Genomic DNA, 12,071 nt, shown 5'->3' on the forward strand with positions numbered 1-12,071 from the left:
GGACCGCTTACTTTCACTGTGTCGATTGAGCCGCTATCGTCGATAAAGAGCTGCCCAAGCGACAAGGAATCACCGTGTATGCGCGTTGCGATTCTGGACGATGAGCCCGCAGAACTGCGCCGGGTTGAACAAACCCTGCAACAGATGGCCGAAGCCGGGGAGCAGCCGTGGTCGCTGCACAGCTTCGAACGGGCCGAAGACCTGTTGCGCCAACTGCGTCGGGAAACCTTCGACCTGCTGATCCTCGACTGGCAACTGCCCGACCTCACGGGATTGTCATTGCTGCTATGGACCCGCGAACACATGGAAGCGCCGCCTGCGGCCATCATGCTCACCAGTCGCGACGGTGAAAGCGATATCGTTCAGGCCCTGAATGCCGGCGCCGATGACTACGTCAGCAAACCGTTCCGCCCCAATGAACTGAAAGCCCGTGTTGGCGCTGTACTGCGCCGGCATGGCCAGCAGCGCATAGCTGCCGAAGGGTTGAGCTTCAATGACCTGGTGTTCGACGACGCCGAACTGACCGTCACCCGCGACGGCAAACCGATCGTCATGACCGAACGCGAATACCGCCTGGCGCATTGCCTGTTCAGCAACCTCGGTCGACCGCTGTCGCGGGATTACCTGTACGAACGATTCTGGCCCCATGAAGAAATGTCGTCGTCCCGGCCGCTGGACACCCACATCTATCGCCTGCGCAACAAACTTGGGCTGACGGCGGATCGCGGTTGGCAGTTGCTGACGATTTATGGGTATGGGTATCGATTGGAGAGTGTGGCGCACATAGTCGATTAACTCATGAGCATTTATGTTCTGGTGGAGGCTGAGTCTTATTGGTCATTCTTCCACCGACTTTCCATGAAGCTTCTTCGCGGCGGACTCTACTTGTTTGATACTGCTTTCCGGGACAGGTAGATCCTCTGGCATGGTTCCTCCCAATTCGGCGATGGTCTCTCGTACCTTTCTGCCTACTTCCAGATGAACCTGATTGGCCTGGTGCTTGCCTTGGACGTTATCGCGGCGCAATTTTTCCTCAGCTTGTGTAGCACGAAACAAATTGGCAGCCAGTTCGGTTGACCCCATGTAATCCAGTATTTTCTGACTCTTTTTAAGTCCTTTGTGTTGGTGAATGGCTTTCTGATCAAGCCCGCCATATAGCCCCTGATATCCATGATTCTGGAAAATGGCGAAGTCCAAGCCTGTTTCAACTCCTGCTTGCTGTGCCGCTTCAACCAATTGCTTGTTGTGCTCACGCAACTCATTACGCAGTAACAAGCGCTTCTGATCGTCCCTTAGCCTCTGAAAGGTAGCGTCGTCTGCCAGTTCCTGGCGTCGAGTCTGAATCGCGAAATAGGTTTGACCCGCGGCAATAACCGGCTTGGTAGGGTCGCCATTCTGTACGATCAGATAGCAAGCATAACGAGAGAGCCGAACATCCTTCAGTTCCCGCTGGGAACCGGACCCCAGGGAAACCATTCTGGTGGTGTCAACAAAATGGTTGGTGACCAGGTGATTACTGAGCTCACAAGCCTGTATAGCCTTGCCAATGACATTCTCGAAGTTCCGCCACTCTCGGTACTCCAACAGAGGCGCAAGCTCTCGGGCAGACCAGTATTCAAAACCCTCGTTCGACTGGTGCTTCAGGCCCTCAAAAAACTGATGCTGCTCGCTCAAAGGTAATCCTCCACAGGATTAGATATCCAGAACTGGTTCGGTTCGGCAACCAGGTTGAGCGTTGCACCGACACCAAAACTAATCAATGGTGCATTAACAAATGCAAACATAGTTACCCCGTGGTCACAGACAGCGCCGTCACTCCAAAGCAATTACACCCACAAGTAAAAAGCCCGGTGAATCAGAGATCCTCCGGGCTTAATTTTGCATCACGGCCAGCTACAACCCCACCTGTAGGGTCACAAAATAGATGATTCGGCCCCCCCTGCAAACGCTTGCAGAAATTCATCTTTTTTGTGAGTCCTCCGGTTGGAATTCACAAAATAAATGAGAAAAACCTACTCTCATCACAGAATAGATGCGTCCGAGTAGAAACGCTCTCACTTCAGGCTTCAGCCGCTCAACCGTCCATCCAGTGTGTTTGTGTATATAAAGGAAGGAAACGCATATTTATTGGTGGATAGCGCATGCCACTGATCCTCAAATCAGACATCCCGTAGTGTCGGTTTCACGAGCCCTAAAGAAGGAATCTCGCATGATGCATTTTAGCAACCCTAGCCCGGCACAACCCGTTATACCGAAGCCACGCGTCAAGAAAGGTAACCGCGATCCAGTCACGTTGGTGCGCGAAGCTGCCCGCACGTGCGGCGAGGATTTCACTTACTTCGTTGTCACTGGAAAGCTCCGGTCGACCAAGTTAGGAAAAATTGTTGGCGTCGACGCCGAATTGACCCAGTTGCCGAGATTTCACTGACCCAGTCTGACTCCTTACGAATCATTGTCTGTGCTGGATTTGTGCAGGATTGGAGATGGGTCAGTCTTGCCTCGGCACGTGGGTCAATTCGGCATAGGTGTCAACAGATGGCTGGATGAGCGACGCTCATACGATCAACAGGGCACTCGAATCGCATGCTTCGGCACTTATTGATCTCACAGAAAATGATATCCGCACCTTCCTCAACCCTCTCCCAGACACTCACCCAGCCGCAGAATGGCAAGTATGTGTGGCGGTGGCTACTCTGAGGTGGCCAAGCACCGTACTAACTTGAGAGGTAGTTATCTACTCTGGCTGGCCAATACAATCCGTGGAGAGAGATGAATTGCGCCCGTTACCGTTCCTCAAACTTGTCCTCATATCCGGGATTTTCGCTCCTTCGGCTCTGTTGCTCTCACTTTCGGCAAGTGCAGACACTCTTCCCGATTGGCTCAAAGACTGGGAAGCTAAGGCGTATGTGTGCACCACAAATCCGAGTGGAGTCCGCTTTCCGAGTAGGCCAACTGGTGAAGCTGACCAGCCATGCGATGATGGCGATATCACACTCTTCAATGGTTTGCTCTGCGCGGCGGGTGTCGAGCTGGGGTGCGTGGGCGTCGCCGAAGCGCAGGACCCAGACACAGGTCAGTGGTTCAGATCCCCGAGGATCCGAGAGCATGGGAATGACCGGGGAGGGAGTGATTTCTCCCCTGACATGGCCTTAGGAGCCCAGCTGTATCTCATCAAAACTAGGGACGTTGCGCGCGCGGCAAAATGGCTGGCTTGGATCGATTCGCACGTACCCTGCACCCTGGAGATTTTTGGGCATTGTCTGTTAGACGGCCTACCGCGATTCTGCACAGACGATGCCAAGGAAAAAGGCTGCACGATGCGGCCTGGAGACGCTGCGCAGCTATCCGCAACTGTCTCATACCTCCAGGAGAATGCAGGACTTCCCGCTCTTCCTGATGGGCGTCTTCGTGGTTACCTAGGCACATTTTCTGGCTATGGGCCTGCGATTGAGGACATGGACTCCCGACTGAATAGGCCGGGCTATTCTCAGCACTTGGTCGGCGTGTCACTGTATCTAATGCAGAGCATGGGGCAACAAGATCCACGTCTTGATGTAGCAGCCGCACGGCTCGTCGAAAAGAATCCAGGCAACGCCTTCTTTACCTACCTCAAGGAAGGTAAAACGGAGGCGGTCAAGAGTCAGATCATAGTCCGCTGCCCATCCCCCACGACTGTGTTGACTCCACCGCTACATCAGTGGCAATGGGAACGGGAGAATGCGGATAAGGCCTGGGAGCACTCATGCTATTGGGACTGCATTTTCGCGGCGAAGCTGGTCCAGTAGCGCCAAAAACCGAGCCTTCGAAACGTCTAGTGACTGCGATGGCCCCCGTGACCTCCAGTACGCTGTCTAATGCGCTGTGGATGGTTGCTGCCCATTGCGGGAGGCCAGAGAAGTTCACCGTCATGCGGGAAGTGTTGATCGACCGAATCGCCATTCGTTCGCCATGCTCCGCTTGAGGGACGCCAGTGCCCCTGTATTAATTTCAGATATCCCAGGTCCACTTGATGAGCTCGGCGGACTTGCGGGCGAATCCCACTTTGCAAGGCCCTTGCCCGTCATCCACCCGAAAGTGCAACTGACCGGCTAGGGCAACGGTGATCTCTTGTTCACCTGAGAACCTGATTTTCTCTCCACGTGGTTCACCGAACCAGTTCGCCCCCATGCCGACTTGACAGGTTCGGTCTGGCGGGCAGGCAACCATGTATGTAGCCATCAGGTAGACATAGGTCTCGCCGCTGTACTGCCAGTCCGGTCCATCGATCATCACGTAATGCACAGCCATAGAATGCCCCTCTTAAGCTTAACTCCRCCCCGTCAACATAGATGGTGCAGGTTTCGTTGTGCGTCCATGAATTATTCCGGAGCACGCGCTGAAGATTAGCTCAATAGCAGGAACTAGCTTGCCTGGACCCCACCTGACACCGCTGAGGTTTGTACTTCTGAACCCCGGCTTCGATTCATCTTTTTTGCCTCACGTTTGCGTGTAAGCCGGCGCATATGACCTCAGCTATTTGATTGTTAGGCTAACCTATACTTCACTTGGTGTGATGATAGCCAATACAACTATGCAAAATTCAACGAGGCTAAAATGGCCATTCTATTGAAATATAAATACTTAGTTTTACTGGTCGCTATCATCGCCGGTGCTTTTCTTTGGTGGGCATCACGACAGGAGGAAATAATTTCTAAGTCAGCCAGCCACGATAGAGCAATTTCAATTTTGGTCGCAGAACAAATAATTGAAACTGGTAAAGCGCCAGAGGATTGGCCCACCACGATTTTCATTCCTGCCAAAGCGATAGAGAAATTAGCTAATGCCCTAATTGGGGCTGAATACACGATTCCTGATGCTGTTGACAGCACCACGAACAAACCAAAAGGAAATTTCAAACTGGTCGTTGACAAATTTGACCTAAAAGTTTCCGATGGGGCGTTATCACCTACAATTCAAGTCACAGCAAGCTACATACCTAATGGGAACCCACCGGCCTGGGCTGATTCAGTAGTGAGGTTCGACATAGTTGGTATCTTACAACCGAGCAAACGGACAACACCAAGCGATAAAGCAAACGAACAACTTACAAAAGTCTTCCGAATCGTTCCTCTTTATATATCGCCAAAAGTTAATGTATGGCCGTTAACACTAAAGGCAAGCGGATTGGTCGCCCAGATTGCGGCTGCTCAGGTTATTGAAAAAATGAATGACAATCTTTATATCGATGTACCAACGATTTCGTCAGCCCTAGAAATAAACACCAACATCAACTCCGAACAATATACCAAATTTGAAGTCGAAGGGGGTTACACGCTTCGCCAGTCAATGGGTGGTGAGCTGCAAAAGAAATTATTGAACGCGGACAATGTACTGATTTCAACCACGGGAATATGGTTTCTAGGCGGCCTTAATCTGGCAGAAATTCCAAATCTTCCACTGGACGATGCAGGCTTGAGTAATTGGCTAGAAACCCATAGCTCCGTCATAAAGGAAAAAATGAATCCATATGAAGTGCAAACTGACAATATAAAAGCAAAAATCTCAAACAATGCAATTGTTGAGATGCTAGATGAATTAAAAAAACCAAGGCTAGTACCCGGCTTAAGATTTGTCGGAGATTTTCCCTTTATCGCCTTTGGCCAAGTCCCCGCAAAATCCAAGTACGAAATGAACCTACATGCCTATAACGCGACTGGGGTTATTTCAAATCAATCGATCATGAAGGATAACTTGCTAGGAGATGTGGGTGTAAAAATAACACCGAGAACTAGCGATTTGGCAAAGGGTATTGCCCTAATTGATATTCCTGTGTTGGACTGGAAACCCTCAATCGGAATTGAGGGAAAGCTGGTAACAAAAGTAGACGTAAATGCTGATATCCATGCTCATCTTTCTACAGGAAATATTGGTGGTGGAGTTGGCTTGGATATAGCGGTAGCTGGGACGACAGAGGCGGCAATACCAGTTCAACTAAAGCTTGAGGCCGTTTCAACGGCGGTTGGCAGTGCATTTGTCATGCGGACCATATTGGAGTGCACACCGGTTGATGTCGATACCATTCCGGACGCATCATATAAAGGAATAGATTTCGACATTGTGAAGGTGGCCACTGTAAAATTTAGATTTAAGAAAGTCATCGGTGGTGAAAATTCGGCTCCTAGTATTTTGCTTGATAGTACGCCGCAATATATTTCCGCACTAAAACCTAACGAAAAAGAAAACCAGCCTGGATTTGCTGAAAAAGGTTTTCTACTGACTCTTTCACCTAAAACAATTTCCGTAACGCCCGGCGGGCTAGAGTTGGAGTCAGGTATAGACATTTCCCCCACTGATAAGAAACCTGAAGATAATGTAGAGGCCAAGAAGGCTCTGCACGATGCCATATCGAAATCTATAAAAGGAAAGGATTGCGAAAACCCCAATGATGTTGAAGTACTGCTAGGCCCTCCAACGTTATCCGACAAAGGGATATTAATGTCATACATTATGTTTGCCGCCAAGGAAGGGCAACATATAGCAGATGAAACGAAAAAGGAGGCGGAGAAGTTTTATAATCGGCCATTTGACTCTGTTAAGGCTCTGCCCGACAATGTTATTCGGGAAGGCAAGACGGCGGTAAATAATATTATTGACGAGGCAGGTAGAACTAAGGAAAAAATCGAACAAGTATTTAGAGATCTATGCGGGGATTTTTGCTAGAAATGCTTAATACGTTTTAACTGGTGGCAATTAATAGGAAGTAAGTCAGTGGCACATCCTCAGCGAGCTTGAACACCACACCGTTATCGGAATGGAATATCTGTCGGAGCCACTGATTGTGCTGGCCGATGCAGAGCTAAGGACCTACTGGAGGAAATATTGGCAGAAGGGGGTTTAAGCAGAAAATCACTTGGTACTGCTAGCTAACACATCAAAATAGCAACAGAGTTTATGCGGCCAAATTATGGTTTCAGGCCTTCCTTTGCGCTCGCTTCATTGCCCCCACAGCACTTTTCCGACCACTGTGAGCCGCAGTTGGAGCATGGCTGGTATCTGACATATTCCTCCTCCTGCCGGGGTGAGAGCTGTTTGCGCAAGTAAATGTGCTGGTCGTTATAAGTCTTTAGTAATTCCCCGGGGACGGTGTCCCAGCGCTCACAATCATTGGTCACGTTGGCTTGAACTACGAGTTGCTTTGGACCTTTGGTGTCAATGCGCAGGTTCACGCGGTTTTTTTTTTGCTCCGCATTGACGAGCTGTTCATTGACTACCAACGAGAACTCAAGATCATAGAACTGAATCTCGACCGAATCTTTCCGGTCGCTGGCAATTGCCCGAGAATGCAGGATCAGGTTGTCGTCAATCGTCACGGTCAGCTCGATGCGTTCACCCAACGGCGGGAACGCCGGATTCACTTCCACTACCAGGCTGCCATAGGTAGTTCTRGGGTCTGCAGCCGCAGACTTCTGGACCATTTGGGGGCGTTTGAAGGTAAAAATGGCCTTGCCGTCACGCGGATCAGAACAGTACATCGACTGCTTCTTCTGGATGGACTCACCGCGCAGTGGCAAGCGTGTTCCATCATGAATGATGGTCAACAAAGAATTCCTTGCCTCGACCAGTTCGAAGGGTTTTGCCAATGCCAATTGAAGGTTGTCGTGTGCGATCCAGGCGGCACCTTCTGAGATGATGCGGTCGCCTTTATCGGAAATATGGAGGGCCGAAACACCGAAAATTTCTGTAAGTTTGYTCTTTATGAGCGGCATGTTGACCAGACCGCCAGTTGCAAGGCAGAGCGCCAGGGTTTGCGGGTCGACATCGGCCTTGTCAGGTGCGAGCAGCGCATCGATTTCGTTGATGCCCTGGTTGATCAATCTGGTACAGACTTTTTCAAGCTCATAGCGCGTGAGCCAGATATCGATTTCGGTTTCTTCGGTGCTATCGCCTTGATAGTAATCCGGTAGAAAAACATGTGTTTTTTCACGTGYAGAGAGCGTGATCTTGGCACGTTCGCACTGAGTCAGCAGTTTGGCTCGCATGCCAGGATTGACAGGCAGCTTGTCCTCGGTGGTCCAACCAAATTTGGCCGCGTGCTGATCGGTGACATAGGAGAGGACGGCATCATCCAGATAGTCACCGCCAACCGAATTGTTGCCCCGATTGAGGATCTGCACCAGAGCACCATTAACTACTTTGCACAATGTGAGATCCAGTGTTCCGCCACCCCAGTCAAATACTAGGATCATCCTGCCCTCATAGAAAGACAAGGCGTCGCGAGTGTTATCCAGATCCTTGAAATAACCATAGAGGGCCGCAAGCGGCTCATGTACAAAGGTATCGACATGCACGCCCGCCTGCAGCAGTGCTTCGCGCAAGTCCTGACGACCTCGTCCATCCAAGGCAACCGGGATAGTCACGACAGCACGGGTAAGGTCGGCCACCTGCTCTTCGTCCAAAGCTCGGGCATGCTCAATTAGGTGTTTGATGTAATCGGCAATCACCCCAATAGGCGTCATCATCCGTCCATCGACGCTCACATGCTCTTTACCCAGCAGTTTCTTTGGGCCGCGCACGGTATTACCCAAAACACCTATGTTCCGATGCTCTAACTGATCGTATGCACGCCGGCCACAGATTACTTGCTCGCCCTCGTAGCGCACCACCGAGGGATGCGGGCGGCCCGTATCATCGAAAGAAGAGATCTTGCTTTCGCGGGTAACGACAGAAATCAGGCTATTGGTGGTACCGAAGTCAATGCCTATTCTTTGAACCATTTGATATCCCTTTCAATGCTTTCCACTGCCAGTTCAATATGATGCGCAGCAACTTCCGTTTTTGGCTTTTCGCGTTGCAAGGCCGAGAGTGAAAGCTTAAGCGGTTCAAGCACATCCCCGGTCAGCAGATTGAAAGCTCTTGCTTTGGCCTGCCCAGTGTTATCGCGCAGGTGGGTTCGTTTGGCTCGCTCGTCCAACTGCTGCTCCTCAAGCATGTGCTGCAGTCGGGTGATTTCCGCCTCCATTGTAGAAACTCGCTGAGCTTGCTCTTCAGTCGTCCGCTTGTGTTCAGTTAGTTGTGTCCTGAGACGCGCAGCTTCTTGTTCGCTGTGCTCAAGTGCGGACTGCAGGCGTTTGCCATACGTAGCCTGCTCGTTGGCTTGTTGCTTGAAATAATCAAGAGTGTCGGCCAGCAAACTCTCGTGCTTGGCATACTGCTCGGCTATATAAAGGGCAATGTCACGATTGCTCCGATTGCGTGACTGGCGCTCCTCAAGCAGCTCTGCAAAAAACATAATCGACTGAGATGGATCGCTCTTGCCTTTGGCAAGTAGCCAAAGCCCACCGATCAGTAGCAGATTGTCGCGCTGACTGGTCAGTTCGGACGGGGTCAGGAGTATCGAGCCAGCAAGGGTGTCTGTTGCGCTGTCTGATGTCACCGGTAGTGTTGTAGCCGACAGGGCAGCCCGCACATGTTCGATACGTTTGCTGTATAGCGCTGCAATGGAATTGCACAGGAATCGCAACGGGGTAGAGTCGAGCCCCTTGTCGCCGTCCAAAATATCCTGAAAAAGGTCATGCGACTCACGATGCCGATTGATCCATAGAGCACTGGCAAGGCGAACACAAAAAATCATTAATGCATGACGCTGTGCGTCCTCACGGCATCTGCTGGTAGCAACTGTCAGTAGCGCCAGCGCATTGAATTGCGGGTCGGTTTTCCTCGCATCTTCGGCCACTTTATCCACCAACTGAGCATCCAGTTCAGCAGTAGTTTGGCAACTGACGATGGACTTGAAGTCGGCCTTGCTCAGGGTAGCTGGTTTTATGTTCTGATCTTTGTCCACGCTGATTGCGAAGACCTGCGAAATAATCTCCGAAATTGATTTGGTCTGTGCAGAAGGCTTCTGTTTTCTAGCCGGCTTGGCCTCAGCTGCCTGCTGTTGTGGCAATGCAGTATCTGATTCATGCCCGGTCATGGATCATGTCTCTCTAATGAGGGTGTTGAAAACGTCATCATGCCTGAGCTTCTTGCGATACTTTTCGACCCCGGCCATGTCCTCGACCGCCGCAGCCTTACGGAAACACAGGTAGTTGAGCTTGCTAGTATCTTGCAACGACCGGTACTTGGCGGGTAACCATGTGATTCGTTCTTCGATATCTTCCAGCGTTGAATCAGAAAAGGCCGGAATCAGATTCGTAAGAATAAACTCACAGGTCTGATCCACGGGCAATTGAGCATCTGGCGATGTGAATTTACGGCTGACTAAATCGTCGCCGCAGAAAAAGGCGATGGTTCTGTCTAGATCTGGTAGGCCTGAGGCTCTCTGCAGCAAACTGAAGTCGTTTCTATTGAAACGGATTACGGCGCGCACAGCCGCTGCAAGCGGCGTAGTGTAATCCCTCAGAGAGTCCAGTGCCTGATTGAAGCGTTTGTCGAAATCTTCGAACGTGGTGATGTCAGATAAATGGTCTTTGGCTTTCAAACCGTGGAGGTAGCGCACCAATCCGTCCACATATCTGCTCACAGTGTCGCAGTGTTTGACGGAGGCAGTGAACACCTCAATCAAAGGATCGGCAATACTTCCTGTAGAAAATTGCGCCTTAAAGACCTGGTCAACCTCAGCCACTTGCCGCGGGTCGGCAATGCATACCTCAATTTTGAGGTTTTTTTCCAGCACCCCATTGGCATAGGTGAGACTAAACAAGCCCTTGCTGGCTGGCTGCAAAGCCTGCGTCAACTCGGCGATAGAGCCAAGTGACTGGCCGTTGAGTTCAATCCTACTAACATTGCGCGCTTCAATATCGCCAAGCTGAATGGGTGTGTTGATCAGCAGTCCTGTGGCGCCGAGCTCACGGTCACGATAGAACATGGTGGGATTGAGTAGCGGATGCTCAAGTTCATGCTGTTCGCGAGCTGCGATTGACTCGAAAACCTGAATGCAAAAACGGCATGCATAACTAGTTGGCAAGGGCGAGGTTCCCGGCTCACTGCCTCTCTCCCAGAAGCGGTCCAGACCTGTTTCCTGAATCCATCCCAAGGTTGGCATGTTATTTCCTTGTTCCCTAGTACACCTGTTGCAGGTCCAACGCTGAGAATAGGCAACATGCCATCATTCTGTCCATGCCTGTTACCTGGACAGTTACCTGCTCCCCTCATCCAATGCAGACAACTCTAGTACAGATCCAAAGCGCTGGATGCGTCAGCGACACGGTAGCCAATGGCTCTTTATCCAGCTAAGTGTGTCTGACCATTGCGATAAACAGTATCCATTTACGAACCAGGTTGGCGTTGATGCCGTCCACACTGGCAATCGACACCCCAGGCAGCAGGCATTCCTAAACGAGCTAGGCTTTGAAGGGCTTGGGATCAGAGGTTCGTTGGTGCATGGCGATCCTTATGACGGGGATCAGGTAGGTGACTTCGCCAGACGGTTACGGCGAACCACGGTTGTGTAGAAATCAAAGTCTGATTTGCCACTCATAGCAACGAGCGCGGTGTGAAGCGCCGGGGAGGGGGAAGGGGGAGAGCTCAGCGAGTGTTGGGCGACACTCGCTGGAGGGACAAAATCAGTTCCTGAGCGGGCGCTGTTCCCAACCTAGAGAAAAACCCATGATCGCCGGCGTCATGCCGGCCTTGGCAATCCAACAGATCATTTCATCCATACCAGTCTCAGGATGCTTTTTCGAGGACAAAACAAAACCCCTACCTGTATGCGCAGATAGGGGTTTCGGAATTTAATCTTGACGATGACCTACTCTCACATGGGGAAACCCCACACTACCATCGGCGATGCATCGTTTCACTGCTGAGTTCGGGATGGGATCAGGTGGTTCCAACGCTCTATGGTCGTCAAGAAATTCGGGTACTGAGTCGTGACCAGTTGGCCTCGCTTCAGCAAATTGGGTATGTAATAGATTTGTGTGTTTCTCGAACTTTCGGTTCTTTCGTCTTCACACACCGCAATCTGATGCTTCTTTCGAAGTAAGCAAATTGCTTGGGTGTTATATGGTCAAGCCTCACGGGCAATTAGTATTGGTTAGCTCAACGCCTCACAGCGCTTACACACCCAACCTATCAACGTCGTAGTCTTCGAC

7 protein-coding genes and 2 rRNA genes are annotated in these 12,071 nt (G+C 50.8%); 2 read left to right on the forward strand and 7 right to left on the reverse strand.

Features of this window, described 5'->3' with window-relative positions; genetic code table 11:
• The first annotated feature begins 78 nt into the window (after positions 1-78).
• Positions 79-795 carry a response regulator transcription factor gene (locus tag AB4Z35_RS19245; protein WP_442098694.1) on the forward strand — a complete coding sequence of 239 codons (717 nt, stop codon included), beginning with the start codon at positions 79-81 and terminating at the stop codon, positions 793-795.
• Positions 796-837: 42 nt separating this feature from the next.
• Here AB4Z35_RS19245 and dinD read toward each other — a convergent pair whose 3' ends face one another.
• Both dinD and AB4Z35_RS19255 read right to left on the reverse strand, forming a co-directional pair.
• Entirely contained in the window at positions 838-1,674 is an 837-nt protein-coding gene (gene dinD / locus AB4Z35_RS19250) for a DNA damage-inducible protein D (RefSeq protein WP_442098696.1), read from the reverse strand.
• Positions 1,675-3,987: 2,313 nt separating this feature from the next.
• Entirely contained in the window at positions 3,988-4,287 is a 300-nt protein-coding gene (locus AB4Z35_RS19255) for a hypothetical protein (RefSeq protein WP_442098697.1), read from the reverse strand.
• Between the two features lie 306 nt (positions 4,288-4,593).
• On the opposite strand from AB4Z35_RS19255, the gene AB4Z35_RS19260 reads away from it, so the two are divergent.
• Positions 4,594-6,699, forward strand: a complete 2,106-nt coding sequence (locus tag AB4Z35_RS19260; protein ID WP_442098699.1) for a hypothetical protein — start codon at positions 4,594-4,596, stop codon at positions 6,697-6,699.
• A 242-nt stretch (positions 6,700-6,941) separates the two neighbouring features.
• Here AB4Z35_RS19260 and AB4Z35_RS19265 read toward each other — a convergent pair whose 3' ends face one another.
• From AB4Z35_RS19265 to AB4Z35_RS19285, 5 genes are all read right to left on the reverse strand, one after another.
• On the reverse strand, positions 6,942-8,753 hold the full coding sequence (locus AB4Z35_RS19265) for an Hsp70 family protein (RefSeq protein ID WP_442098700.1): 1,812 nt from the start codon (positions 8,751-8,753) through the stop codon (positions 6,942-6,944).
• Complete coding sequence (locus AB4Z35_RS19270; protein ID WP_442098701.1) at positions 8,738-9,952, reverse strand: hypothetical protein; 1,215 nt, start codon at positions 9,950-9,952, stop codon at positions 8,738-8,740. The genes AB4Z35_RS19265 and AB4Z35_RS19270 overlap by 16 nt, the downstream gene beginning before the upstream one ends.
• Before the next feature lie 3 nt (positions 9,953-9,955).
• Positions 9,956-11,023, reverse strand: coding sequence for a hypothetical protein (locus AB4Z35_RS19275; protein ID WP_442098702.1), 1,068 nt, complete (start codon positions 11,021-11,023; stop codon positions 9,956-9,958).
• Positions 11,024-11,715: 692 nt separating this feature from the next.
• A 5S ribosomal RNA gene (gene rrf, locus AB4Z35_RS19280) occupies positions 11,716-11,831 on the reverse strand.
• Between the two features lie 151 nt (positions 11,832-11,982).
• Positions 11,983-12,071: ribosomal RNA gene (locus AB4Z35_RS19285) — 23S ribosomal RNA — on the reverse strand; the annotation flags it as partial.

It is taken from the genome of Pseudomonas sp. KB_15 (assembly GCF_052114525.1).
GTDB lineage: Bacteria > Pseudomonadota > Gammaproteobacteria > Pseudomonadales > Pseudomonadaceae > Aquipseudomonas.

Excerpts from the sequence above, each read along its gene's own strand:
- AB4Z35_RS19275 (WP_442098702.1), bottom strand. The coding sequence starts at position 11,023 with ATGCCAACCTTGGGATGGATTCAGGAAACAGGTCTGGACCGCTTCTGG.
- AB4Z35_RS19245 (WP_442098694.1), top strand. The coding sequence starts at position 79 with ATGCGCGTTGCGATTCTGGACGATGAGCCCGCAGAACTGCGCCGGGTT.
- AB4Z35_RS19260 (WP_442098699.1), top strand. The coding sequence starts at position 4,594 with ATGGCCATTCTATTGAAATATAAATACTTAGTTTTACTGGTCGCTATC.
- AB4Z35_RS19255 (WP_442098697.1), bottom strand. The coding sequence starts at position 4,287 with ATGGCTGTGCATTACGTGATGATCGATGGACCGGACTGGCAGTACAGC.
- AB4Z35_RS19270 (WP_442098701.1), bottom strand. The coding sequence starts at position 9,952 with ATGACCGGGCATGAATCAGATACTGCATTGCCACAACAGCAGGCAGCT.